Annotated in this window: 22 protein-coding genes; 11 read left to right on the forward strand and 11 right to left on the reverse strand. The window is 68.0% G+C overall.

Annotated features, from left to right (window positions below; translation table 11 throughout):
- Window positions 1-1,842 (forward strand): biotin carboxylase N-terminal domain-containing protein, encoded by a 1,842-nt coding sequence (locus tag E3O54_RS06750; protein WP_134401226.1) that lies wholly within the window; start codon window positions 1-3, stop codon window positions 1,840-1,842.
- A gap of 87 nt (window positions 1,843-1,929) precedes the next feature.
- Here E3O54_RS06750 and E3O54_RS06755 read toward each other — a convergent pair whose 3' ends face one another.
- Window positions 1,930-3,366 carry an NAD(P)H-quinone dehydrogenase gene (locus E3O54_RS06755; RefSeq protein ID WP_134401227.1) on the reverse strand — a complete coding sequence of 479 codons (1,437 nt, stop codon included), beginning with the start codon at window positions 3,364-3,366 and terminating at the stop codon, window positions 1,930-1,932.
- A 191-nt stretch (window positions 3,367-3,557) separates the two neighbouring features.
- Here E3O54_RS06755 and E3O54_RS06760 point away from each other — a divergent pair, with 191 nt between their 5' ends.
- Window positions 3,558-4,391, forward strand: coding sequence for a purine-nucleoside phosphorylase (locus E3O54_RS06760; protein ID WP_134372283.1), 834 nt, complete (start codon window positions 3,558-3,560; stop codon window positions 4,389-4,391).
- Window positions 4,392-4,519: 128 nt separating this feature from the next.
- A complete protein-coding gene (locus tag E3O54_RS06765; RefSeq protein WP_134401289.1) occupies window positions 4,520-6,313 on the forward strand; it encodes a phospho-sugar mutase in 1,794 nt (597 codons plus the stop codon).
- A gap of 113 nt (window positions 6,314-6,426) precedes the next feature.
- Here the strand turns inward: E3O54_RS06765 and E3O54_RS06770 are convergent, their stop codons facing one another.
- The 10 genes from E3O54_RS06770 to E3O54_RS06815 form a co-directional block, all read right to left on the reverse strand.
- The gene (locus E3O54_RS06770; RefSeq protein WP_134401228.1) at window positions 6,427-6,699 is read right to left on the reverse strand and encodes a PTS sugar transporter subunit IIB; all 273 of its coding nucleotides are present in this window, start codon (window positions 6,697-6,699) and stop codon (window positions 6,427-6,429) included.
- Window positions 6,696-7,160, reverse strand: coding sequence for a PTS sugar transporter subunit IIA (locus E3O54_RS06775; protein WP_104171377.1), 465 nt, complete (start codon window positions 7,158-7,160; stop codon window positions 6,696-6,698). Before E3O54_RS06775 ends, E3O54_RS06770 begins: the two co-directional genes overlap by 4 nt.
- A 41-nt stretch (window positions 7,161-7,201) precedes the next feature.
- Window positions 7,202-8,323, reverse strand: coding sequence for an adenosine deaminase (locus E3O54_RS06780; RefSeq protein WP_104100340.1), 1,122 nt, complete (start codon window positions 8,321-8,323; stop codon window positions 7,202-7,204).
- A 95-nt stretch (window positions 8,324-8,418) separates the two neighbouring features.
- A complete protein-coding gene (locus E3O54_RS06785; RefSeq protein WP_104100341.1) occupies window positions 8,419-9,732 on the reverse strand; it encodes a thymidine phosphorylase in 1,314 nt (437 codons plus the stop codon).
- A gap of 2 nt (window positions 9,733-9,734) precedes the next feature.
- Window positions 9,735-10,172 carry a cytidine deaminase gene (locus E3O54_RS06790; RefSeq protein ID WP_255409024.1) on the reverse strand — a complete coding sequence of 146 codons (438 nt, stop codon included), beginning with the start codon at window positions 10,170-10,172 and terminating at the stop codon, window positions 9,735-9,737.
- Window positions 10,169-11,464 carry an ABC transporter permease gene (locus E3O54_RS06795; RefSeq protein WP_369827948.1) on the reverse strand — a complete coding sequence of 432 codons (1,296 nt, stop codon included), beginning with the start codon at window positions 11,462-11,464 and terminating at the stop codon, window positions 10,169-10,171. The genes E3O54_RS06790 and E3O54_RS06795 overlap by 4 nt, the downstream gene beginning before the upstream one ends.
- Window positions 11,461-12,729, reverse strand: a complete 1,269-nt coding sequence (locus E3O54_RS06800; protein ID WP_174720196.1) for an ABC transporter permease — start codon at window positions 12,727-12,729, stop codon at window positions 11,461-11,463. The genes E3O54_RS06795 and E3O54_RS06800 overlap by 4 nt, the downstream gene beginning before the upstream one ends.
- Complete coding sequence (locus tag E3O54_RS06805; protein ID WP_104100342.1) at window positions 12,726-14,246, reverse strand: ABC transporter ATP-binding protein; 1,521 nt, start codon at window positions 14,244-14,246, stop codon at window positions 12,726-12,728. The genes E3O54_RS06800 and E3O54_RS06805 overlap by 4 nt, the downstream gene beginning before the upstream one ends.
- A 177-nt stretch (window positions 14,247-14,423) precedes the next feature.
- Window positions 14,424-15,518 (reverse strand): BMP family protein, encoded by a 1,095-nt coding sequence (locus E3O54_RS06810; protein ID WP_104100343.1) that lies wholly within the window; start codon window positions 15,516-15,518, stop codon window positions 14,424-14,426.
- 212 nt (window positions 15,519-15,730) lie between these two features.
- On the reverse strand, window positions 15,731-16,852 hold the full coding sequence (locus E3O54_RS06815) for a mannose-1-phosphate guanylyltransferase (protein ID WP_134342668.1): 1,122 nt from the start codon (window positions 16,850-16,852) through the stop codon (window positions 15,731-15,733).
- 79 nt (window positions 16,853-16,931) lie between these two features.
- Between E3O54_RS06815 and E3O54_RS06820 the strand changes: the two genes are divergently transcribed.
- The 8 genes from E3O54_RS06820 (at window position 16,932) to trpS (ending at window position 24,913) form a co-directional block, all read left to right on the forward strand.
- A complete protein-coding gene (locus E3O54_RS06820) occupies window positions 16,932-18,086 on the forward strand; it encodes a glycosyltransferase family 1 protein (RefSeq protein ID WP_134372287.1) in 1,155 nt (384 codons plus the stop codon).
- 113 nt (window positions 18,087-18,199) lie between these two features.
- Complete coding sequence (gene sdhC / locus E3O54_RS06825; RefSeq protein WP_104100346.1) at window positions 18,200-18,613, forward strand: succinate dehydrogenase, cytochrome b556 subunit; 414 nt, start codon at window positions 18,200-18,202, stop codon at window positions 18,611-18,613.
- Between the two features lie 13 nt (window positions 18,614-18,626).
- Window positions 18,627-19,079 (forward strand): succinate dehydrogenase hydrophobic membrane anchor subunit, encoded by a 453-nt coding sequence (locus E3O54_RS06830; protein ID WP_134401229.1) that lies wholly within the window; start codon window positions 18,627-18,629, stop codon window positions 19,077-19,079.
- Window positions 19,080-19,096: 17 nt separating this feature from the next.
- The gene (sdhA, locus tag E3O54_RS06835) at window positions 19,097-20,911 is read left to right on the forward strand and encodes a succinate dehydrogenase flavoprotein subunit (protein ID WP_104100348.1); all 1,815 of its coding nucleotides are present in this window, start codon (window positions 19,097-19,099) and stop codon (window positions 20,909-20,911) included.
- Window position 20,912: 1 nt separating this feature from the next.
- The gene (locus tag E3O54_RS06840; RefSeq protein WP_174720197.1) at window positions 20,913-21,707 is read left to right on the forward strand and encodes a succinate dehydrogenase iron-sulfur subunit; all 795 of its coding nucleotides are present in this window, start codon (window positions 20,913-20,915) and stop codon (window positions 21,705-21,707) included.
- A gap of 99 nt (window positions 21,708-21,806) precedes the next feature.
- Entirely contained in the window at window positions 21,807-22,898 is a 1,092-nt protein-coding gene (locus tag E3O54_RS06845) for a YihY/virulence factor BrkB family protein (protein ID WP_134342670.1), read from the forward strand.
- A gap of 178 nt (window positions 22,899-23,076) precedes the next feature.
- Window positions 23,077-23,844 carry an exodeoxyribonuclease III gene (locus tag E3O54_RS06850; RefSeq protein WP_241976787.1) on the forward strand — a complete coding sequence of 256 codons (768 nt, stop codon included), beginning with the start codon at window positions 23,077-23,079 and terminating at the stop codon, window positions 23,842-23,844.
- A 64-nt stretch (window positions 23,845-23,908) separates the two neighbouring features.
- Complete coding sequence (trpS, locus tag E3O54_RS06855; protein WP_104171369.1) at window positions 23,909-24,913, forward strand: tryptophan--tRNA ligase; 1,005 nt, start codon at window positions 23,909-23,911, stop codon at window positions 24,911-24,913.
- Window positions 24,914-24,950: the final 37 nt, after the last annotated feature.

A 24,950-nucleotide genomic window follows, 5' to 3' on the forward strand; every position in this document is an offset into this window, starting at 1 on the left:
GTGCCCCCAATAACGAAGGTCCTCATCGCAAACCGGGGCGAAATCGCCGTCCGGGTGATCCGAGCCGCAAAAGACAGCGGCATTGCCTCGGTTGCCGTCTACGCTGACCAGGATCGCGACTCGATGCATTCGCATCTGGCCGACGAGGCCTACGGTCTCGACGGAACCACGAGCGCCGACACCTACCTCGTCATCGAAAAGCTGCTCTCCGTGGCCCGACGGTCCGGCGCCGATGCCGTGCACCCCGGCTACGGGTTCCTCGCCGAGAACGCCGACTTCGCCCGCGCCGTGATCGGGGCCGGCCTGATTTGGATCGGTCCCTCCCCCGACGCCATCGAGAAGCTCGGCGACAAGGTCTCCGCACGGCACGTCGCCGAGAAGGTGCATGCGCCGATGGCGCCCGGCACCCTCAACCCGGTGGCGGATGCCGCGGAGGTGCTCGATTTCGTCGACCTCCACGGCCTGCCGGTTGCGATCAAGGCGGCCTTCGGCGGCGGCGGTCGCGGCCTCAAGGTCGCCCGCACCCGCGAGGAAGTGCCCGAGCTCTTCGACTCCGCCACCCGCGAGGCCATTGCCGCGTTCGGTCGGGGCGAATGCTTCGTTGAAAAGTACCTGGACAAGCCGCGCCACGTCGAGACCCAGTGCCTCGCCGACGCATCCGGTACGGTCGTCGTCGTCTCCACCCGCGATTGTTCCCTGCAGCGCCGCCACCAGAAGCTGGTCGAGGAGGCCCCCGCGCCGTTCCTGACCGACGCGCAGCGTAACGAGATGTATCGCGCGTCCAAGGCGATCCTCGCCGAGGTCGGCTACGTGGGCGCCGGCACCTGCGAGTTCCTAATCGGCCAGGACGGCACCGTCTCGTTCCTGGAGGTCAACACCCGGCTGCAGGTCGAGCATCCCGTGTCCGAGGAAGTGACCGGAATCGATTTGGTGCGCGAGCAGTTCCGCCTGGCCGAGGGCGGTCGCCTCGACTACCCCGACCCGGAGCCGATCGGACACTCCTTCGAGTTCCGCATCAACGGCGAGGATGCCGGCCGCGGCTTCATGCCGGCCCCCGGCCCCGTGCACGTCTTCAAGCCCTCCGGGGGCCCCGGGGTGCGCGTGGACAGCGGCGTCACCGCCGGCGACGTCATCTCGGGTTCGTTCGACTCCCTTCTCGCAAAGCTCATCGTCACCGGCGCCACCCGCGAGGAAGCGCTCGAGCGTTCCCGCCGGGCCCTGGACGAGTTCGAGGTCGCGGGTCTCCCCACCGTGCTGCCGTTCCACCGCCGGATCGTGCGCGACCCCGCGTTCGCCCCTGCCGACGGTGAGCCGTTCACGATCTTCACCCGGTGGATCGAAACCGAGTTCGTCAACGACATCGAGCCGTGGAACGGCTCGCCGGAAGTGCTGACCGGCCCCGCTAAGCGCCACAACGTCGTCGTCGAGGTGGAGGGGCGACGGATCGAGGTCAGTCTGCCGGTCCGCCTGCTGCCCGGCGCCGCCTCCGAGAACACGGCCGGCCCGGCACCCCGTCGGCGCGGCGGCTCCCCCTCCGTCAGCTCGGCCACCGGCGACGCCGTACACGCCCCGATGCAGGCGACCATCGTGAAGCTGGCCGTGGCCGAGGGCGACCTCGTCGTCAAGGGTGATCTGCTGCTGGTGCTGGAGGCCATGAAGATGGAGCAACCACTGACCGCCCACAAGGACGGCATCGTCGGCAACGTGGGGGCGATCATCGGCGCGACCGTGGCCTCTGGCTTCCTGCTGATGGCCGTCATGGACGCCGTTGAAGCCGTGGACGCCGTTGAAGCCGTGGACGCCGTTGAAGCCGTGGACGCCGTGGAAGCCGTGGACGCCTGACCCGCGTCACCGGCTGACACGTCAACGCCCTCGTTCCAAGAACGAGGGCGTTGTCTTTTCTCTCGTTTGTGGTGTCTCTCGAAGGCGTCAGAGCACGATGTGCATGGCGCGGGCGGCATCCGTGATCGAATGCGTCAGCGACGGGTAGACCGGGAACGCTCGTGCGACCTCGTCGACGGTGAGCCGGTGCTCCACGGCCAGGGCGAGCGGGAAGATCAGTTCGCTGGCCTTAGGGGCCACGATCACGCCGCCGATGACGGTGCCGGTGGTGGTGGTGGCGAACAGCTTCACGAAGCCGTCCTTGATGCCCATCATCTTGGCCCGAGGGTTCGAAGCGAGCGGGAGCTTGTAGATGCTGCCGCGAGTGAGGCCGTCCTCGATCTGCTTCTGGGTCCAGCCGACCGTGGCGATCTCCGGCTGCGTGAAGATGTTGGCCGCGACGTTGCGAATCTCGATCGGGTTGACCGCGTCGCCCATGGCGTGGAACACGGCCGTGCGGCCCATCATCGAGGCGACGGATGCCAGCGGCAGCTCGGTCGTGCAGTCCCCGGCCGCGTAGATGTTCGGCATCGACGTGCGCGCGACCCGGTTCACCCGGATGTGACCGGAGTCGGTGAGCTGCACGTCGGCTTCCTCGAGGCCGAGGCCCTTCGTGTTCGGCACGGACCCGACCGCGATCAGGCAGTGGCTACCCTCGACGGTTCGGCCGTCGGCCAGCGTGGCCAGCACTCCACCCACCGTGCGCACGACGGACTCGGCGCGGGACTTGCTGAGCACGACCATGCCGTTGCGCTTGAATACGTTCTCGACCACGTTCGCGGCGTCGGCGTCCTCACCGGGCAGCACGCGGTCGCGGCTGGAAATCAGGGTGACCTTGGCACCGAGGGCGCGGTAGGCGGAGGCGAATTCGGCCCCGGTCACCCCGGAGCCCACGACGATAAGGTGATCGGGTACGGCCCGCAGGTTGTAGAGCTGCGTCCAGGTGAGGATGCGCTCGCCGTCGGGGAGCGCGGTGGGCAGGATGCGCGGGGTTGCCCCGACGGAGACGACGATCGTGTCGGCCTCGATCCGGTCGAAGTCCGTGCCGGAGCCGTCTTCGGCCGTGGACACGATCACGCCTCTGGTACCGTCCAGCCGGCCGTGGCCGTGCACCAGGTTGACCCCGGCGCGCATCAGGGTGGACTTCATGTCTTCGGACTGCTGCCGGGCCAGTGCCAGGAGCCGCTTGTTGACCGCGGCGAGGTTGATGGCCACCTCGGGGCGGGCCGGCTTGCCCTTTTCGCCGCGCACGAACAGCTGTACGCCGAGCTCGGTCGCGTCGTGGATCGAGTTGGTGGCCTCGGCCGTCGCGATGAGGGACTTGGACGGGACGACGTCCGTGATCACGGCCGAACCGCCGACGCCGACACGCTCGATCAGGGTGACCTCGGCGCCCTGCTGAGCGCCGGCCAGGGCGGCCTCGTACCCGCCGGGGCCTCCGCCGAGGATAGCGATGCGCTGCTTGCGTTCGAAGTCGTAGGCCATGCTCATATTCTCCTGCCCCGGCGCGCCCGCCGCCAAACCCCGGGGCTCCGCTCCCCCGTCGACGAACCAATTCGACGGAGATTCTGCCCAAAATTGACGTTCAGGCCCCTTTTTCGCCGTGAAATCCCAAAATCTCCGTCGAATTGAACAAGGGAACGGTCCCGAAATCGGCGGGCAATTAGAGTAGGGGGATGCTGAAGACCGACAATAACTTGCTTGACGCGCCAGAAACCGATCCGTTTGATGTTGCACGGACCGCCGCTTCTGAAATCGCCGAAGTCACGGGCGTAGCCCGCCACGACATCGCCCTGACCCTGGGCAGCGGATGGGGCAAGGCCGCCGATCTCATCGGCGAGACCACGCACACCCTCGACGCGCAGTACATCACCGGTTTCAGTGCACCCGCCCTGGCCGGCCACGCCGGCACTCTGCGCTCGGTGCTGCTGCCCAGCGGCAAGCGCGCCCTCCTCATCGGCGCCCGCACGCACTATTACGAAGGCCACGGCGTGCGCCGGGTCGTGCACAGCGTGCGCACCGCCGCCGCCACCGGCGCGACGACCATGATCCTCACCAACGGTGCCGGCGGCATCCGGGAGACCTGGAAAGCTGGCACCCCCGTGCTGATCAGCGACCATATCAACCTCACCGCCGACTCGCCCCTCGAAGGCGCGACGTTCGTCGACCTGACCGACCTCTACTCGCGCCGCCTGCGCAACCTGGCCCGCACCATCGACCCATCGCTCGACGAGGGCGTGTACTGCCAGTTCCGCGGCCCGCACTACGAGACGCCGGCCGAGGTGCAGATGGCCAAGGTCATCGGCGGCCACATCGTCGGCATGTCGACCGCCCTCGAGGCGATCGCCGCCCGTCAGTCGGGCATGGAGATCCTCGGTCTGTCGCTGATCACCAACCTCGCGGCCGGAATCCAGCAGGACCCGCTCAGCCACTCGGAGGTGCTCGAGGCCGGAAAGCTCGCCGAGCCCGTCATCAGCGCGCTCCTCGCCCGGATCGTGGCCGCACTGTGAGCCTCGACAATACCGACCCGCAGATCACCGGCCGGCATTCCGCCGCCGCCGACGCTGCTCCCGCGTCCGCTGCCGGTGCCGATGCCGATGCCGGCACCGGCGCCACCGAAACAGTCCTGCCCGACACGATGGTCATCAACACCATCGGCGCCGACGACGACACAGGCACCGGCACCAGCACGGATGCCGTGAGCGGCAGCGAGACCGGCACCGACTCCGCTCCGGCCGCGGCTGCCACGCCGACCGTGATCGCCGTGGCCAATGCCTGGCTCAGCCAGGACCCCGATCCCGAGACCCAGGCCGAGCTGCGCCTCCTGCTGCGCGGGGCCGGCGACGGCGACGCCGTCGCACTCGCGGAGCTGCACGCCCGCTTCGACGAGCGCCTCGCCTTCGGCACGGCGGGTCTGCGCGGCGCCATCGCCGCCGGCTCCAACCGGATGAACCGCGTACTCGTCTGCCAGGCAGCCGCCGGCCTCGCCGCGTTCCTGACGAAGAACGCCGCCCCGGGCCGGGTCCCCTCGGTCGTCATCGGCTATGACGGGCGCAAGAACTCGCAGGTCTTCGCCACTGACTCGGCCGCGATCATGGCCGGTGCAGGGGTACGCGCCATCCTGCTCCCCCGTTTGCTACCGACCCCCGTGCTCGCGTTTGCTGTGCGCCACCTCGACGTCGGCGCGGGCATCATGGTCACCGCTTCGCACAACCCGCCCAACGACAACGGCTACAAGGTCTACCTGGGCGGCGCCAACCAAGGCTCCCAGATCGTTTCGCCCGACGACGCCGCGATCGCGGCCGAGATCCTGCGCGTCGCCGCGGAGGAACGGGTTCCCGACCTGCCCCGGGCACCCTACGAGACGGCGCCCGAGTCGATCGTGCAGGCCTACATCGACGCGACGGCAGGTCTTGCCCGCCGGCCCCTCGCGCAGGTCAACACGGTTTACACGGCCCTGCATGGCGTCGGCTGGGACACCACCCGCCGGGTGCTTCAAGCCGCCGGCTTCGACCTTCCCACGCTCGTCGACGCCCAGATCGCCCCGGATGCCGCCTTCCCCACGGTCTCCTTCCCCAACCCCGAAGAACCCGGCGCGATGGACCTCGCCTATGAGACAGCCCGTGAGACCGGCGCCGAGCTGATCATCGCCAACGACCCCGACGCCGACCGCCTTGCGATCGCCATCCCGCAAGAGGGGTCCCCCGACGGGTACCGGCGCCTCAGCGGCAACGAGGTCGGGGCGATCCTCGGCTGGCGAGCCGCGGAACTGGCCGCGAGCGTCACCGGTGACGGCGGCGCCACCGGCACCCTCGCGTGCTCCATCGTCTCCACCCCGGCGCTGGAGGCCGTGGCGAAGGCTTACGGGCTGCGGTTCACCGACACCCTCACCGGCTTCAAGTGGGTGTCGCGCGCGCCCGACCTGATCTTCGGCTTCGAGGAGGCCCTCGGCTACCTCGTGAACCCCGAGACCGTGCGCGACAAAGACGGCATCTCCGCCGCCGTGGCGCTGCTCTCCCTGGTCAGCAATCTGAAGGCGGAGGGCGTCACCCTCGCCCAGCACCTCGACCGTTTCAGTGAACGCTTCGGCCACTTCGCCTCCGGCCAGATCTCGGTGCGCGTCACCGACCTGACCGAGATCGAGCAGGTCATGGCGCGGCTGCGCGAGACACCCCCGGTCTTCGTCGGCAGCATCGCCGTCGACCACATCGACGACCTCTCCGGGGGCTTCAACGGCCTGCCGCCCAGCGACGTGCTGCGCATCCGGCTGGCCGACGGCTCCCGCGTCATGGTGCGCCCGAGCGGCACCGAGCCCAAGCTCAAGGTCTACCTCGACACCAGCAGTTCCGTCGGCACTGTCGCCGAACGCCGGGCCGCCGCCGAGGCAACCCTCGCGGAGCTCGACCGGGGCATGCGCGACCTGATCGCGTAGCCCCGCGAAACGCGGTGCAGCATCCGTTCGCACGGCGCGCGGGTGTTGCGCCGCTGCGCGGGTGGCGCGCCTCGCGCGCAAGGGCGCAGCTGCAGCGCACCGCCGCGAGGGCGTCAGCCCAGGGCGGTCTCCAGCTTGGCGGTGAGCTCGTCCACATCGAAGTAGTTGTCGATCACGACGATATCGGCATTGGTCTTGCCGATGGCGCCGACCAGCTCCGACGAGGTCAGGATGACCTGGGCATCCGCCCCGACCGTGCTCACCCCGGCGATGTCGGTGGCCGTGACGAAGGCTTCGATATCGAGGCGTTTGAGCGCGCGCTCGGCGTTGATTTTGAGGATGGCGGAGGTTCCCACTCCCACCCCGCAGAGTGCGACGATCTTCATGAGGGCTCCTCGGTTGCGGTCGGCACGCCGAGCAGGGCGCGGATGGCGTCGGCATCCGTGGCCGCGGCGAGCGAGGGAATGACGTGCGCGTCGTTGAAGACGTTGGCCAGCTCGGCCACGAGCAGCACGTGCTCGTCGGAGCTGGTGACGGCGAGCCCGAGCACCACGCTGACCGGGTCGTTGTGCGGATGTCCGAACGCGACCGGGTCGGCCAGGGTCACGATGCTGAGACCCTCGGTGTGCACATCGGGTCCGGGTCGGGCGTGCGCGAGCGCCAGCCCGGGGGCGATGACCACGTAGGCACCGAATTCCTCGATGACGGCGATCATGCGCTTCGTGTATTCGGGGGCGGTGGCGCCGGAGCGCTCGAGGGCGCCACCGGCGGCGGCCACCGCGCCGCGCCAATCGTCGACGTGGACGCCGATCGCGATGGCTTCGAGGGGCAGGGGCGGAAGGGGCATGGGAACTTTCACGGGGTAGGGGGTCGGCTTTCGCGAGTCGCTCAGGCGCTTTCGAAACCGGCGACGATGGCGTCCGCCAGCTCTTCGCGTTCGTCGAGCGGAAGGAACGCGGCCTGCGCCGCGTTGAGCTGGAAGACCTCGAGGTCGTCGATGTCGTAGCCGAACGCATCGCTGAGCAGCGCGAGTTCCTGGGTCAGGGTGGTGCTGCTCATCAGGCGGTTGTCGGTGTTGACCGTGACTCGGAAGCCCAGCTGGTAGAGCAGGTCGAAGGGGTGGTCGAGCAGGTCCGCGCCCCACGCGGCGATTGCGCCGGTCTGCAGGTTGGACGACGGGCTGAGCTCGAGGGCGATGTCGCGGTCGCGCACCCACTGCGCCACCGGGCCGAGCGTGACGTAGGTGTTCTCCGCGTCTTCGCGCCCGATCACGATTTCCTCGGCCAGACGCACGCCGTGGCCCAGGCGCAATGCCCGGCCGTCGTAAAGCGCCCCACGGATGCTCTCCAACCCGTCAGCCTCGCCCGCATGCACGGTGACGGGCAGGAAGGCCTTCGCGAGAAAGTCGAACGCGTCCCGGTGGTGGTGGGCCGGGAACCCCAGTTCGGCCCCGGCGATGTCGAAGCCGACAACCCCGTTGGAACGATGCCGCACGGCGAGTTCCGCGATCTCCAGGCTGCGCTCGGCATGCCTCATGGCCGTGATCAGCTGGCCAATCCGAATGCGGGACCCGGCACCCGCGACCAGCGCGATGCCGGCCTCGATGCCCTCCTGCACCGCCTCGACGCTCTGGTCGAGGGTGAGGCCGCGGGCCAGGTGCTGCTCGGGGGCCCAGCGGATCTCCCCGTAGATCACGCCGTCGGCGGCGAGGTCCTCCACGAATTCGCGGGCCACACGCACCAGGGCCTCGCGGGTCTGCATCACGCCGACGGTGACGTCGAAAGTCTTCAGGTAGTCGACCAGGGTGCCGGAGTCGGCCTGGGTGCTGAACCAGGAGCCGAGCGATCGGGCATCCGTCGCCGGCAGCGCCAGCCCGACCGCGCCGGCCAGCTCGATGATGGTCTGCGGGCGCAGGCCGCCGTCGAGGTGGTCGTGCAGGGAGATCTTCGGCAGTGCGTTGATGCTCGTGCCGGCACCGGGCAGCAGGTAGTCCTCAGGGCTCGTGTTCACCCCCCTAATCTACCGGCTGGGTGCTGAGAGTCACACTGCTGGCTGAGCCGGCCCGCACATCCGTTCAGATGCACGGGCCGAGACCGGCGGGCGGTTCAGCGGCCGATGCGCTCGGCGATCAGCGGGCCGCCGTCCTGCACGGGCTCGCCGGGGTCGCCGATGCGATATGCGCCGTCCACGGCCTCCAGGGCCCGCGCGAAGCGCTCGGGTTCGTCGGCACTGAGGGTGAACAGGGGCTGGCCGGCGCGCACGGTATCGCCCGGCTTGGCGTGCAGGTCGATGCCGGCGGCGTGCTGCACCGGATCTTGCTTGCGGGCGCGGCCGGCGCCGAGGCGCCAGGCGCCGATGCCGAACGGCAGCGCCTGCTGCTCGACGAGCACACCGTCGCGCAGGGCGGTGACGACGTGGGTCTCGCGGGCCACGGGCAGCGGGGCGTCGGGATCGCCGCCCTGGGCACGGATCACGTCGCGCCACTTGTCCATGGCGCGTCCGTCCGTGAGAGCGGATTCCACGTCGACGTCGGTGATGCCCACCAGAGCGAGCATCTCCCGGGCCAGGGCCACGGTGAGCTCGACGACATCCGCCGGCCCGCCGCCGGCGAGAACCTCGACCGATTCACGCACCTCGTTGGCGTTTCCGATCGCGAGCCCGAGCGGCACGTTCATATTGGTGAGCAGAGCGGATGTCGCCACGCCGGCGTCCTCGCCGAGGGCGACCATGGTGCGGGCGAGCTCCCGGGACCGTTCGATGTCTTTCAGGAACGCGCCCGACCCGAACTTCACGTCCAGGACGAGGGCGCCGGTGCCCTCCGCGATCTTCTTCGACATGATCGACGACGCGATCAGCGGGATCGCCTCGACGGTGCCGGTGATGTCGCGCAGCGCGTAGAGCTTGCCGTCGGCCGGGGCCAGACCGCCGCCGGCGGCGCAGATCACGCCGCCGAATTCCTGCAGCTGCGCGAACATCTCCTCGTTGGTGAGGTGCGCACGCCAGCCGGGGATGGATTCGAGCTTGTCGAGGGTGCCGCCGGTGTGGCCGAGGCCGCGGCCGGACAGCTGCGGCACGGCCGCACCGAAGACCGCCACGAGTGGCATCAGCGGCAGGGTGATCTTGTCGCCGACGCCGCCGGTGGAGTGCTTGTCGGTGGTCGGCTTGCCGAGTCCGGCGAAGCTCATCCGCTCACCGCTGCTCAGCATCGCCATGGTGAGATCCTTGATCTCCCGGCGATTCATGCCGTTCAGGAAGATCGCCATGGTCATGGCGGCCATCTGCTCGTCGCCGACGTAACCGCGCGTGTACGCGTCGATCAGCCAGTCGATCTGCGGCGTGCTGAGCTCGCCCCGATCACGCTTGGCATGGATCAGGTCCACGGCGTCGAAGGCCTCGATACGGTTCTCGTTGGTGCTCACAGCTACTCTTCCTGATATTCGGCGAGCTGCCTCGGCCCGAAGGCGTCCGGCAGCACTTCATCGATGGTGCGCACACCCGACACCGTCTCCAGCAGCATGCCGGGCGCGGAATGTTCGTACAACAGCTGGCGGCAGCGGCCGCAGGGCATCAGCGTTCGGCCGTTGCCGTCGACGCAGGTGAACGCGACGAGGTGGCCTCCCCCGGTCAGGTGCAGCACGGAGACGAGGGCGCATTCGGCGCAGAGGGTGAGCCCGTAGGAGGCGTTCTCCACGTTGCATCCGCTGATCACACGACCGTCGGTGACCTGCGCCGCGGCGCCGACCGGGAACTTCGAGTACGGCACATAGGCCTGGGCCATCGCCGTCGTCGCGGCCTCCCGCAGCGCCGCCCAGTCGATGTCGCCGGCCGCTGGCGAGGCGCCGTGGCTCACGCCGGTCACGATTTGATGTAGGGCTTGCCGGATGCCGCCGGTCCCCGCGACGTTCCGACGAACCCGGCAACGGCGGCGATGGTGATCAGGTACGGCAGCATGAGCATGAACTCGCTCGGCACCGGCGAACCGATGACACTGAGCACGTTCTGCAAGTTGCTCGCGAACCCGAACAGGAGGGCGGCCAGCGTGGCCCGGATCGGATCCCAACGGCCGAAGATCACGGCGGCCAGCGCGATGAAGCCGGCTCCGGCGGTCATCTCCTTGCCGAAAGCGCCCACCGAACCGAGGGTGAAGTAGGCGCCGCCGAGGCCGACGATCGCGCCGGCGAGCGACACGTTCCAGAACCGGGTGCGGCCGACGTTGATGCCGACGGTGTCGGCCGCCTGGGGGTGCTCGCCCACGCTGCGGAGGCGCAGGCCCCACCGGGTGTGGAAGATGCCGTAGTACACCAAGGCGACGGCCACATACATGATGTAGACGATCAGGGTCTGCCGGAACAAGACCGGTCCGATGATCGGGATCTCGCTGAGCAGCGGGATGTTGATCCGCTCGAATCGAGGCGGCTGGTTGAGCAGGGCCGCGTTGGGCGCCATCACCTGGGAGTAAAGGAAACCGGTGACGCCGATCACGAGAACGTTGAGCACGACACCGACGATGACCTGGTCGACGAAGTACTTGATCGAGAACGAGGCGAGCACCATCGAAACGAGAACGCCGGCGAACATGGCCGCGACGAGGCCGAGGATGGGCTGGTTGGTCAGGGACGCCACCATGGCCGAGGTGAACGCCCCGGCGAGCAGTTGCCCCTCAATGGCGATGTTGACCACGCCGACCCGTTCGGAGATGACACCGCCGAGAGCACCGAAGATCAGCGGTACGGCCAGGCTGAGCGAACCGAACAGCAGCCCGGGCACCGGGATGGACTCGCCGGCGGCGGCCCAGACCAGGAATCCGATCAGGAAGAGCACCGCGTAGACGGAGATAAGCCAGATCGGCACCTGACGCCGGGACTGCACCAGCCACACGCTCACGCCCGTGATCACAAGCAGCAGCACACTGATGACGATGCCGGTCAGCCGGGTGGGCAGCAGGAGATCGGGAAGCTGGATCAGGTCGCTCGAGGTGGAGAGCCGCATGGTGCTGACGCCCTCGCGGCCGAAGGCCACGAAGAGCGCGAAGGCGACGACGGTGAAAATCGCCAGGGCGATGGGCGACTTCCAACTCTTCACGATTTTGAAGTCGGGGCGATCGTCGGCGGTCGACGATACGGGCTGGACGGCCGGGGCAACGGTGCTCACTGTGCAGCCACCTCCTGGGAAACGTTGGGCAGTGCCCGGCGGGGCGCGGAGCCCGGGGCCGGCAGTCGGAAGATGGCCCGCACGAGAGGCGGAGCCGCGATGAAAAGCACGATCAGTGACTGCACGACGAGCACGATGTCGATCGGCACACCCTCGGCCGCCTGCATCGAGAAACCGCCGGCCTTGAACGCGCCGAACAGGATGCCCGCGGCGAACACACCCCAGGGCTTGGAACGGCCCAGCAGCGCGACCGTGATCGCATCGAAGCCGATACCGGAGTCCAGTCCGGCGCCGAAACCGCTGGTCGTGGTGCCGAGCACCTGGTTGATGCCGGCCAGGCCGATCAGTCCGCCCGAGAACAGCATCGCGTAGACGTAGATGCGCTTGACGCTGATGCCGGCGACGCGCGCCGCGTGGGGGTTCAGTCCCACGGCCCGGAACTGGAAGCCCAGGTTCGACCGGGACAGCAGCCACCAGGTGAAAACCGTGGCGGCGATGGCCAGGATGAAGCCGAAGTGCAGCGAGTACGTCGAGCCGAGAAGGTCGGGGAAGACCGCGGTGACCTTCGTCGCCGGGCTCTTCGGGTTGTTCGATCCGGGGGTCTTCAGGAAGCCCTCACGCAGCAGGTAGCTGACCAGGTAGAACGCGACGTAGTTGAGCATGATCGTGGTGATCACCTCATGGGCGCCGGTGCGGGCCTTGAGCAGACCCACGATCCCACCCCAGAGGGCGCCGCCGAGCACGCCGGCCACGAGGGCCGCGACCATGTGCAGGCCGTAGGGCAGGTCGACGGCGAAACCGACCCAGCCGCCGAGGGCGGCGGCGATCAGCATCTGGCCGCGGCCACCGATGTTGAACATGCCCACCCGGAAGCCCAGCGCCACGCCGAGCCCCGCCATGATCAGCGGGGTCGCGAAGGTGAGCGTCTCGGTGAGCGGCTTGATGCCGGCAGCGAAGCTCGGTCGACGGAAGTTGTAGACCGACCCCTGGAACAGGGCCGAGTAGGCGCCGGACACGGAATACCAGACTTCCCGCAGCAGGTCGCCGGGCCGGGAGAAGAAGTAGCCTGCGGCTTCCTGAACGCCCTCGTTGGTGAAGGCGATCATGATGCCGCCGACGAAAAGCGCGAGCACGACGGCGAGCACGGAGATGATCGCGTTGCCGGCGGTGATCTCGCGAAACGCCTGGTTCCAGCGGGACGGCTGTTCGGGGGCCGGGATTGACGGCGTTCCTGACTCGGTCGTGGGACCCTGTGTCGCGCTCACGCGGCAGCTCCTTCTCCGGCGGGCGTTTCGCCGGCCATCATCAAACCGAGTACGGCGCGCGGCGTGTCACCGGGAACGATGCCGACGATGCGACCGCGGTACATGACCATGATCCGGTCCGCGAGGGCTGCCACCTCGTCGAGCTCCGTCGAGATGACGATCACGGGCGTGCCGGCATCCCGGGTGGCCACGATGCGTTCGTGGACGAACTCCACCGAGCCGACGTCGAGCCCGCGGGTGGGCTGGGCTGCGACGAAGAGGCGCAGATCGCGGCCGAGCTCGCGGGCGAGCACGACCTTCTGCTGGTTGCCGCCGGAGAGCTTGCCGACCGGGGTCTCGATGCCCTGGGCGCGCACGTCGAACTCCGTGACTTTTTTTTCGGCGAACGCGGCGAGGAAGGCCCGCTGTACGTTCCACCGTTTGACGAAGGGGAGCTTGTTCGAGCGGTCGAGCATGAGGTTCTCGGCGATGGTGAACTCACCGACCAGTCCGTCTTCGTTGCGGTCTTCCGGCACGAATCCGACTCCGGCGTCGAGTACCTGGCGCACCGAATGCCCGCGCAGCGACTTGCCGTCGAGGGTGATCTCCCCGGAGACCCGCGATTGGAGCCCCATCATCGCCTCGGTGAGTTCGGTCTGGCCGTTTCCCTGCACCCCGGCGATGGCCAGGATCTCGCCCTTGTGCACCTCGAAGCTGACGTTGTTGACCAGGATCTGGCCGTGCGGGCCCAGCACGGTGAGGTTCTTCACCGACAGAACCACCTCACCGGGCAGTGCCGGGGACTTGTCCACGGTGAGGTCGACCGCACGGCCGACCATCTGGGTGGCCAGCTCGACGTTGCTCGCGGTCGGGGACGCCTCACCGACGACCTTGCCCAGACGAATGACGGTGATCCGGTCGGCGACCTCGCGCACCTCGCGCAGCTTGTGGGTGATGAACACGATGGAGGTACCGCTCGCCTTGAGCTGGCGCATGATGACCATCAGCTCGTCGGTCTCCTGCGGCGTGAGCACGGCGGTGGGCTCGTCGAAGACGAGCACCTTCGCGTCGCGCGAGAGCGCCTTGATGATCTCGACCCGCTGCTGCACGCCGACGGGGAGGTCTTCGACGAGCGCATCCGGGTCGACGTCGAACCCGAACCGTCGGGAGATCTCGCGCACGTGCTTGCGGGCCGCGGGCAGGTCGAGGCGACCGCCCGCCTTGGTCTCCTCATGCCCGAGCATGACGTTCTCGGCGACGGTGAACACCGGGATGAGCATGAAGTGCTGGTGCACCATGCCGATGCCGGCGGCCATGGCGTCGCCGGGGCCGCTGAAGTGCTGCACCACGTCGTCGAGGAGGATATCGCCCTCCTCGGCCCGGTACAGGCCGTAGAGCACGTTCATCAGGGTGGATTTCCCCGCGCCGTTTTCGCCGAGCAGTGCGTGGATTTCTCCGGCCTCGACGGTGAGGTCAATGTGGTCATTCGCGACCAGGGCACCGAATCGCTTCGTAATGCCTCGAAGTTCGAGCTTCATGTCGTCGATTCTATTCAGTGACGAGCGAAAGTTGACGCTCTTGCTCATATGTTGGCGGGGTGGCACCGTTCGCTTGGGTGTGCAGGCATCCCGGCCGACGACATCCGCCCACTGACGCAAGAGGGGAGGCCCGCAAGATGCGTGCCTCCCCGACTGCGTCTGAGTGCTGCTTCGGTGCTACTTCGGGGTCGCGGGCGACTCAACCTTGAGAGCACCGCTGATGATGTCGGCCTTGATGGCCTCGATCTCGGTCATGACCGCGGGGTCGACCTTGGACTCCCAGTCGTGGAGCGGGGCGATGTCGACGCCCTCGTTCTCGAGCGTGCCGACGTAGGGGGTGGACGAGAAGTCGCCCTCAGCGTCGTCGAGGATGATCTGCTCGGTGGCATCCGTCATCTGCTTGAGTACCGAGGTGAGGTACAGCGATGCGAACTCGGGCGTGGTCTCGAACAGGTCGCTGTCGACACCGATGATGGCGACGTCCTTGCCGGAGTCCTGAATGGCCTGCGCGGTGCCCTGGAAGAGCGGTCCGGCGACCGGGAGGATGATGTCAGCGCCGGCGTCGATCAGAGTGGTGCTGAGCGCCTTGCCCTGGTTGATGTCGTCGAAGCCACCGGCGAACAGGCCGGTCTGGGTGGCCTTGTCCCAGCCGCTGACGGTGACGTCGGTGCCCTTCTTCTCGTTGTGGTACGCGACGCCGTCGACAAAGCCGTCCATGAAGATGGTGACCGACGGGAACTGGAGTCCGCCGTAGGTGCCGACGACTCCGGTCTTGGTGGTGCCCGCGGCCAGGTAGCCGGCCAGGAACGCGGCCTGCGCCGTGTCGTACAGCACCGGCTTCACGTTGTCGAGCGTCAGCGGGCTGAAGTCGTCATTGGAGAGCGCGGAGTCGATCAGCGCGAAGTTGGTGTCGGGCGCGGCCTGGGCGGCATCGCGGGTGGCGTTGGAGAGGGCGAAACCGACGGTGAGGACGAAGTCGCAACCCTGGTCGACCATGCTCGAGACGTTCGGGCCGTACTGGTCTTCCGACTTGGACTCGGCCTGCTGGAATTCGATGCCGAGCTCGTCGGAGGCCTTGGTGATGCCCTCGAAGCTGGACTGGTTGAAGGACTTGTCGTCGAAGCCGCCGAAGTCGGAGACGATGCAGGGCAGATAGTCGGATTCGGCACCGCCACCAGCGGTTCCCTCATCGGTCGGCGCCGGCGCACAGGCTGCGAGAAGGGCCACGACGCCCAACGTGGCAAGGCCGCTGAATGCGACCCGTCGTTTCATGATTGTCAAAATGACCTCCAATGGTCGCCCGGCGCGGGTTCGCAAGGGGCTGTATTGGTTTACACGCTATCGAATGATTCTCTGCTCAGAGGAGCAAAACGGGCCCGCGGGCGAAAGGTTATCAAGACGCGATACTGGTCCGCGGGAGGCCCGCCGGACGCCCCGGCCGAATCGGGCCCGAAAATGCCCCCGATCGGGGGGTTTGATGCCGATTAGAGCACGTCGTTGCTGCCGGACAGCTTTAGCGCGTCGACGACGGCCTTGACCTTCTGCGCGTTGGCGCTGGTGGTGATGAGGAGGGCGTCCGGGGTGTCGACCACGACGATGTCCTCGACGCCGATCAGGGCGATCATGCGCCCGGTGTGGCTGACCACGATCCCGCTCGAGGAGTCCGCAAGCACCCGGGCACCGTCGCCGAGGATGGCGAGATCGCGCTTGCGGCCGTTGGCGTGGATTTTCGCGATCGATGCGAAGTCACCCACGTCGTCCCAGTCGAACTGGCCGGGGATCACGGCGAGCCTGCCGCGGGCGGCCGCCGGTTCGGCGACCGAGTAGTCGATCGCGATCTTCTTCAGGCGGGGCCAGACGCGGTCGACCACGGCGCCGCGGCGCGGGGTATCCCAGGCCTCGGCCAGTTCGAGCAGCCCGGCGAGAAGTTCGGGCTCGGACGCCCCGATCTCTTCCAGCAGGCGGTCGGCGCGGGCGATGTACATGCCGGCGTTCCAGAAATAGGTGCCGTTGGCCAGGTAGTCCTGGGCGGTGGCAAGGTCGGGCTTCTCCACGAAGGAGTCCACCGACAGGGCGCTGGCGGCGCCGGCAATGTGCAGCGCGCCGGCGGTCTTGATATAGCCGAAGCCGACGGCCGGCTCCGTGGGCTGGATGCCGATGGTGGCGATGTAGCCGGCGTCGGCGGCGCGCACGGCCTCGGCGACCGCCTGGCGGAACAGGTGGTGTCCCTTGATCACGTGGTCGGCGGCGAAGGAGCCGATGATGACGTCCGGTTCGCGTTTCTCCAGAATCGCCGCGGCCAGGCCGATGGCGGCGGTGGACTCGCGCGGCTCGCTTTCGAGCACCACGTTCAGGTCGGCGAGCTCGGGGAGCTGCTCCTCGACGGCGGCGCGGTGCGCGCGGCCGGTGACCACCATGATGCGCTGCTCGCCCGACAGAGGTGCGAGGCGATCCCAGGTGGCCCTGAGCAGGGTCTGGCCGGAGCCGGTCAGGTCGTGCAGGAATTTGGGGGCGTCGGCGCGGGACAGCGGCCACAGCCGGGATCCGATCCCACCGGCAGGAATCACGCTGTAGAAACGATCGAGTGGTTCCGTGGAAGGCAGCATTCGGCCAGACTACCGCCCGGTCCACGCCGTTCACGGTGCGTTCACCTGCGCGCCGGAGGGCGTGCCTAGGGTCACCCTCATGAGGGTTGCACTCATCACCGAAAGTTTTCTGCCCACGGTCAGCGGAGTCACCACGAGCGTGTGCAAGGTGCTCGAGCATCTTTCCCGCACGGGCCACGACGCGATGGTCATCGCCCCGGCCGGCGCCCCGGCCGAGTACGCCGGGTTCCCCGTGCACGGTGTTCCCGCGGCACGCTACCGGCAGTTCCCGGTGGGAATGCCCAGCCCGCAGGTGCACCGCCTGCTGGCCGATTTCGCCCCGGACGTGCTGCACGCTGCGTCGCCGTTCCTGCTCGGCGCACAGGGCATCGCGGCCGCGAACCGGCAGGACGTTCCCAGCGTCGCCGTTTTCCAGACGGATGTCGCCGGCTACGCCCGCCGCAACCGGCTCGGCCCGGCCGCGCAGTCCGTCTGGCGTTTCGTCAAGTGGGTGCACGAGGGAGCCGACCTCACCCTGGCTCCCTCCTCCGCGTCGATGGCGGACCTGCGCCGCATCGGCCTGCGGCGGCTGGCGCACTGGACCCGCGGCGTCGACCTGGTCGGCTACCACCCCAACCGGAGATCCGACCCGGAGGCGTCGGCGCTGCGGAGCCGGCTGGCCCCGAACGGGGAGGTCGTCGTGGGCTACGTCGGCCGCCTGGCACCGGAGAAGCAGGTGGAGAGGTTCCGGGCCCTGCGCGGGCTGCCCGGCATCCGTCTCGCCCTCGTCGGCGACGGCCCGTCGCGGCCGGCGCTCGAGCGGGAGCTCGCCGGGATGCCGGTGACCTGGCTCGGCCGCCTGGACGGGGCGGATCTCGCCCGGGCTTACGCGAGCTTCGACCTGTTCCTGCACGCGGGCACCGAGGAGACCTTCGGCCAGACCCTGCAGGAGGCGCACGCCGCCGGGCTGCCGGTCGTCGCACCGCGGGCCGGCGGCCCGATCGACCTGGTCAGCCACGGTGAAAACGGTTTCCTATTCATTCCGGACGACGAGAGAGACCTGCGCCGCTGCGTCGCCCGGCTGGTCCTGGACCCTGCGCTGCGGCGGCGGATGGGCGAGGCGGGACGACGGAGCGTGCTCGGTCGATCCTGGGAAAACGTGTGCGGCGCGCTGCTGGCGCATTACGAGCAGGTCGTCGACGAACGAGCCGCCGTTCGCGCCATGGTTGCGGTTCCGCTGTCAATGCAGCGCTAGCCGGACATTCGCGTTTTATCTCGGCACAGAGACACTTATAATTGTTCTATGCGCGCACGGCGCATTGTCGGCCAGCTTCGTCGAGGCCGCCACACAGCCAGGGAGGGTTGGTCATGCCAGAGCAGGCAGCGACACTGACATCCCAGCAGAAGACGACATCACGTCGCCCCGCCGGAACCCTGTATCGGGGCCGTGAGGGCATGTGGTCGTGGGTCCTCCACCGCATTACGGGTGTTGCGATCTTCTTCTTCTTGCTGGTTCACATCTTGGACACCGCGCTGGTGCGCGTCAGCCCGGAGGCCTACAACGCGGTCATCAGCAGCTATCAGACGCCGATCATGGGCCTCGGCGAAACCGCGCTCGTCGGGGCCATCGTGTTCCACGCCTTCAACGGGATTCGGATCATCCTGATCGACTTCTGGAACGCCAAGTACCAGAAGGCCATGTTCTACGTCGTGGTCGCCCTGTGGGTGGTAACGATGCTCGCCTTCGTGCCGCGCCACCTGATCAACGTGTTCAGCCACTAGAACGGGGAGAGCCATGACATCCACAATCGAAGCTCCCCGCAGCCCCTACTCCCGCGGCCCGCGCTCCCGCGGCGTGAACTGGGAGAAGTGGGGCTGGATCTACATGCGCGTCTCCGGCGTCGTGCTGGTCGTGCTCATCTTCGGACACCTCTTCGTCAACCTGATGGTCGGCGAGGGCGTCAGCGCCCTCAACTTTGCTTTCGTCGCCGGCAAGCTGACCACCCCGTTCTGGATGGTCTGGGACGTTCTCATGCTCTGGCTCGCCCTGATCCACGGCGGCAATGGCATGCGCACGCTGGTCAACGACTACGCCACGCAGCGTCTGACCCGCGGCATCCTGAAGTCCGCCATCCTGGCGGCCGTCGTGATCCTGATCGTGCTCGGCACGCTCGTGGTCTTCACGTTCGACCCTTGCCCGGCCGGTTCGCCCGCCGATCTTCTTCCCTCGTTTTGCTCGGCCATTTAGGAGCTGCTAAAACCCATATGACTACGGATGCTTCAACCGCGCCCTCAGAGTCCACCGTCATCGACGGTGTGCACTACCACCAGTTCGACATCGTCATCGTGGGAGCCGGGGGTGCCGGTATGCGTGCCGCCATCGAAGCCGGCTCCGGCGCCAGCACGGCCGTGATCTCCAAGCTGTACCCGACGCGTTCGCACACGGGTGCGGCGCAGGGCGGGATGGCCGCGGCCCTCGCCAACGTCGAAGAAGACAACTGGGAATGGCACACCTTCGACACGGTCAAGGGTGGCGACTACCTGGTGGACCAGGACGCGGCCGAGATCCTCGCCAAGGAAGCCATCGACGCGGTCATCGACCTCGAGAACATGGGCCTGCCCTTCAACCGAACGCCGGAGGGCAAGATCGACCAGCGCCGGTTCGGCGGCCACACCAGCGACCACGGCAAGGCACCGGTACGGCGGGCCTGCTACGCCGCCGACCGCACCGGCCACATGATCCTGCAGACGCTCTACCAGAACTGCGTCAAACGCGGCATCAACTTCTTCAACGAGTACTACGTGCTCGACCTGGTCATGACACCGGTCGACGGGGTCGACCAGCCCTCGGCCGTCGTCGCCTACGACCTGTCCACCGGCGAACTGCACGTCTTCCAGGCGAAGGCGTTCATCTTCGCCACCGGCGGGTTCGGCAAGATCTACAAGACCACCTCCAATGCGCACACCCTCACGGGCGACGGCGTGGGCATCGTGTGGCGCAAGGGCCTGCCGCTCGAGGACATGGAGTTCTTCCAGTTCCACCCGACCGGACTGGCGGGCCTCGGCATCCTGCTCACCGAGGGCGCGCGCGGAGAGGGCGCCATCCTCCGCAACGCGGCCGGCGAACGGTTCATGGAGCGCTACGCGCCCACCATCAAAGACCTCGCCCCGCGGGACATCATCGCCCGTTGCATGGTCAAGGAGGTCGCGGAAGGCCGCGGTGCCGGTCCCAACAAGGACTACCTGTACCTCGACTGCACCCACCTCGGTGCCGAGGTGCTCGAGACCAAGCTGCCCGACATCACCGAGTTCGCCCGCACCTACCTGGGCGTCGACCCGGTCACCGAACCGGTGCCGGTCATGCCCACCGCGCACTACGCGATGGGCGGCATCCCCACCAACGTGAACGCGGAGGTGCTGCGCAACAACACGACCGTCGTGCCCGGCCTCTACGCGGCCGGCGAATGCGCCTGCGTGTCCGTGCACGGCTCCAACCGCCTCGGCACCAACTCGTTGCTCGACATCAACGTCTTCGGCAAGCGCGCCGGCAACAACGCCGTCGCCTATGTCACGACGGCCGAGTTCACGCCGCTGCCGACCGACCCGGCCCGGGGTGTGCGGGAGCTGCTGGAAGGAATCCGCACCTCGACCGGAACCGAGCGCATCGCCGTGCTCCGCAAGGAGCTGCAGGAGACGATGGACGCCAAGGCGCAGGTGTTCCGCACCGACGAATCGCTCTCCGACGTCACCAACGTGATCCACGGCCTGCGCGAGCGGTACAAGAACATCGGCGTGCAGGATAAGGGCCGCCGGTTCAACACCGACCTTCTCGAGGCCGTCGAACTCGGCTTCCTGCTCGACCTGGCCGAGGTCGTCGTGTACTCCGCACGCAACCGCAAGGAGAGCCGCGGCGGGCACATGCGCGACGACTTCCCCCTGCGCGACGACGCAAACTACCTTGTGCACACCATGGCCTACCTGACCGGAGACCCGCTCTCCGCCGACGCCGCCGACCACATTGCGCTCGACTGGAAGCCGGTCACCATCACGCGCTACCAGCCGATGGAAAGGAAGTACTGAGTTGAGTACCGCAACCGCAACCGCAACCGCAACCGCTACCGCACCGACAACTGCGAGTGCCCCGGTCGTGCCGGAGGAAATCCAGTCCTTCACCGTGACCCTGATCATCCGCCGGTACAACCCGGAGGTCGACGACGAACCGCACTGGGACGACTTCGACGTACAGATGTACCCGACGGACCGCGTGCTCGACGCTCTGCACAAGATCAAGTGGGAGCAGGACGGCTCACTAAGCTTCCGCCGCTCCTGTGCGCATGGCATCTGCGGCTCGGACGCCATGCGCATCAACGGCCGCAACCGCCTGGCCTGCAAGACCCTGATCAAGGACCTCGACATCACCAAGCCGGTATACGTGGAGGCGATCAAGGGCCTGCCGCTGGAGAAGGACCTGATCGTGGACATGGAGCCGTTCTTCGAATCGTTCCGTGCCGTGCAGCCGTTCCTGGTGGCGAACAACGCCCCCACCGATGGCAAGGAGCGCATCCAGACCGTCGCCCAGCGCGAACGCTTCGATGACACGACGAAGTGCATCCTCTGCGCCGCGTGCACGTCGAGCTGCCCGGTGTTCTGGACCGACGGACAGTACTTCGGTCCGGCCGCGATCGTCAACGCGCACCGCTTCATCTTCGACTCGCGCGACGACAACGCCGCCGTGCGCCTCGATATCCTGAACGACAAGGAAGGCGTGTGGCGCTGCCGCACGACCTTCAACTGCACCGAGGCGTGCCCCCGCGGGATCCAGGTCACGCAGGCCATCTCCGAGGTAAAGCAGGCCATGCTGCGCGGCATGGTGTAGCCGGTCCGGACCCTGGGGCCGGTCTTGTCACGACGTTTCGTCGTGGCGAGACCGGCCTTTCGCTTTCTCCGCTGCCCGGCTGCCGCTTAGGCTGAGCGGGTGAACACTCCCACGGCGATCGACCGGATCAAGACCCTCATCGCGCGGGTCATGCGCTCGCGCCCGGTGCGGGTCTTCACCCGGTTCGGTGAAAGCGGCGGCGGCATCCTGGCCGGCGGCATGTCCTACCAGGCCATCTTCGCGACGTTCGCGGCCCTCTGGCTGACCTTCTCCATCGCGGGACTGTGGATCACGTCCAATCCCGACCTCGAGCTGACGCTCTACTCCTTCATCAACCAGTCCGTGCCCGGGCTGATCGGCGAGGAAGGCGTGATTGACCCAAGCGTCCTCGCCGACGCCAGGGTCCTCGGCTGGTCCGGCGTCATCGCACTGGTCGGTCTGCTCGCGACCGTGCTCGGCTGGCTCTCGACAACGGCGCAGGCGGTGCGCACAATCTTCCGGATGCCGCCCGACAAGACCTTCATCCTCCTCGTCAAGCTGCGGGAGCTGGGCCTCGGAGTGCTGTTCGCGGTCGTGCTCGTGGTGTCGGCGTTGATCTCGATCGCGAGCACCGAGGCGCTCGGGGCCCTGTTCGGGCTTTTCGGGGTGTCCCGGGATTCGTTCTGGTTCAACGGCGCCGCCCGAGCGGTCGGCCTGCTCCTCGTGCTCCTGATCGACACGATCACCCTCGCCGCACTGTTCCGGGTGCTGTCGCGGGTGCGGATCCCCGTCCGCCAGCTCATCACCGGCTCCATTCTAGGCGCGGTGGGCCTCGGTGTCCTCAAGGTCCTCGGCAGCACGCTGCTCGCCGGCGCCGGCCGCAACCCGCTGCTCGCCGCATTCGCGGTGATCATCGGACTCCTGATCTGGTTCAACCTGACCAGCACCCTGACACTGCTCGCCGCATCCTGGATCGCCGTCGGCATGGACGACGCCGGGTTCTCACCGCGACGGATCAGCGCGGACGAGGTTGCCTCCGAGAAGCGCCGGCAGGAGGAGGAGGCGTTCCGCGTGGTGGTGCAGGCCGAGCTTCGGGAGGCCCGCCTCGCGCACGACACCGCGGCCTGGCCCCAGCGGCTGCTCACCGCGCGTCGCCTGCGCGCCGCCGAGAAGCGAGCCGCTGAGCTGACGAACGACGGCCCCAAGGCCTGAGCCAAAGTAGAATTGGGGAATGCCTTCCGCCTCGACTGCCGCTTCCACCCCGGCCGCGTCCGACCCTGCTTCCTCCGCCGCCTCCGCCGACTCCGCTGTGTCCGCGGCTTTCGCCGGCGAGCGCCTGCGGATCGCGAGCGTGAACGTGAACGGCGTGCGCGCCGCCTTCCGCAAGGGAATGGGCGACTGGCTGTCCGAACGCGACGTGGACATCCTCGCCCTTCAGGAGGTGCGTGCCTCGACCGAGGACCTCGAGGGTCTGCTCGGGCCGGGGTGGAGCATCCTGCACGACGCCGCCACCGCGAAGGGCCGGGCCGGGGTGGCCCTGGCCAGCCGATCGACCGCGGCCATCCACCGGGTCGAGCTCGGTGCCGCCGAATTCGACAGCGCCGGCCGCTGGCTCGAAGCCGACTACGAGGTCAACGGCAAATTGATCACCGTCGTGAGCACCTATGTGCACTCCGGCGAGGTGGGTACCCCGAAGCAGGTCGAGAAGTACAGGTTCCTCGACGCCATGCTCGAACGACTGCCCGAGCTCGCCGCGCACAGCGACCGGGCCGTCGTGCTCGGTGACCTGAACGTCGGGCACCGCACGCTCGACATCAAGAATTGGCGCGGAAACGTGAAGCGCGCCGGGTTCCTGCCCGAGGAGCGCGCCTACTTCGACCGCATCGTCGGCGCCGAAGCCGCCCCGGACTACAACGCCGGGGCCGGACTCGGCTGGATCGACGTGGGGCGCCGGTGGTCCGGCGAAGTGGACGGGCCGTTCACCTGGTGGTCGTGGCGCGGCCAGGCGTTCGACAACGACACCGGCTGGCGGATCGACTACCAGCTGGCCACAGCGGCGCTCGCGGCATCCGTCACCGGCTACGTCGTCGACCGCGCGGCCGCCTACGACCAGCGCTGGTCCGACCACACCCCCGTGGTCGTCGACTACACCATCTGACCTCCCCTCCAACTCGCGCTTTCGGCCCGGCCGGCGGCCACACGCTACGAAAAGATCTGATCCCATGGACAAGCCCCGCCTCTACTCGGGCATGCAGCCGAGCGCCGATTCCCTGCAGATCGGCAATTACATCGGCGCCCTCCTGAACTGGAAGGCGCTGCAGCAGACCCACGACGCGTACTTCTCCATCGTCGACCTGCACGCCCTGACCGTGGCGCAGGACCCGGTGAAGCTGCGGGAGAACACCCGCCGCACCGCCGCCCAATACATCGCGAGCGGCATCGACCCGTCGGCGTCGACTCTGTACGTGCAGTCGCATGTCGCCGCGCACGCCCAGCTGGCCTGGGTGCTGAACACGATCACCGGTTTCGGCGAGGCCAGCCGGATGACCCAGTTCAAGGACAAATCCGCCCGGCAGGGATCGGACGCGACCACCGTGGGACTGTTCGCCTACCCAATGCTGATGGCCGCGGACATTCTGCTGTACGACACCGAGATCGTGCCGGTCGGCGAGGACCAGCGTCAACACGTCGAACTGACCCGCGACCTCGCGGCGCGCTTCAACGCCCGGTTCGGGCAGACATTCACAGTGCCGGAGGTCGCCATCGTCACGGAGACCGCCAAGATCTACGACCTGCAGAACCCGACGTCGAAGATGTCGAAGTCGGCCGAGTCGCACGCGGGCGTGATCTGGCTGCTCGATGAGCCGGCAGTGACGAATAAGAAGATCATGCGCGCGGTCACAGATGCCGAGGGCGGCGTGGTCTTCGACCGCGAGAACAAGCCGGGCGTGGCCAACCTGCTGACGATCTACTCGGTGCTCGCGGAACGCTCGGTGGGTTCGATCGAGGACGAGTACGCCGGCCGCGGCTACGGCGACCTGAAGAAGGGTCTCGCCGAGGTGGTCACGGGCACGTTCGGGCCGATCCGGGCGCGCGTTCTCGAGCTGCTCGACGACCCGGCCGAACTCGACCGACTCCTCGCCCTCAACGCGGACCGGGCGGCGACGGTGGCCAACGAGACGCTGGCGCGCGCCTACGACCGCGTCGGCCTGCTACCGCGGCGCTAGGGCGGTGGTGGCGATTGTGGTGAGCTCGCTACTGATG

This window comes from Cryobacterium sp. TMT2-4, from assembly GCF_004402575.1.
Classification (GTDB): Bacteria; Actinomycetota; Actinomycetes; order Actinomycetales; family Microbacteriaceae; genus Cryobacterium; species Cryobacterium sandaracinum.

Coding starts and splice junctions, on each gene's coding strand:
- E3O54_RS06755 (WP_134401227.1), bottom strand. CDS start 3,366: ATGGCCTACGACTTCGAACGCAAGCAGCGCATCGCTATCCTCGGCGGA.
- E3O54_RS06760 (WP_134372283.1), top strand. CDS start 3,558: ATGCTGAAGACCGACAATAACTTGCTTGACGCGCCAGAAACCGATCCG.
- E3O54_RS06765 (WP_134401289.1), top strand. CDS start 4,520: ATGGTCATCAACACCATCGGCGCCGACGACGACACAGGCACCGGCACC.
- E3O54_RS06770 (WP_134401228.1), bottom strand. CDS start 6,699: ATGAAGATCGTCGCACTCTGCGGGGTGGGAGTGGGAACCTCCGCCATC.
- E3O54_RS06775 (WP_104171377.1), bottom strand. CDS start 7,160: ATGCCCCTTCCGCCCCTGCCCCTCGAAGCCATCGCGATCGGCGTCCAC.
- E3O54_RS06805 (WP_104100342.1), bottom strand. CDS start 14,246: ATGAAGCTCGAACTTCGAGGCATTACGAAGCGATTCGGTGCCCTGGTC.
- E3O54_RS06810 (WP_104100343.1), bottom strand. CDS start 15,518: ATGAAACGACGGGTCGCATTCAGCGGCCTTGCCACGTTGGGCGTCGTG.
- E3O54_RS06815 (WP_134342668.1), bottom strand. CDS start 16,852: ATGCTGCCTTCCACGGAACCACTCGATCGTTTCTACAGCGTGATTCCT.
- E3O54_RS06820 (WP_134372287.1), top strand. CDS start 16,932: ATGAGGGTTGCACTCATCACCGAAAGTTTTCTGCCCACGGTCAGCGGA.
- sdhC (WP_104100346.1), top strand. CDS start 18,200: ATGCCAGAGCAGGCAGCGACACTGACATCCCAGCAGAAGACGACATCA.
- E3O54_RS06830 (WP_134401229.1), top strand. CDS start 18,627: ATGACATCCACAATCGAAGCTCCCCGCAGCCCCTACTCCCGCGGCCCG.
- sdhA (WP_104100348.1), top strand. CDS start 19,097: ATGACTACGGATGCTTCAACCGCGCCCTCAGAGTCCACCGTCATCGAC.
- E3O54_RS06850 (WP_241976787.1), top strand. CDS start 23,077: ATGGGCGACTGGCTGTCCGAACGCGACGTGGACATCCTCGCCCTTCAG.
- trpS (WP_104171369.1), top strand. CDS start 23,909: ATGGACAAGCCCCGCCTCTACTCGGGCATGCAGCCGAGCGCCGATTCC.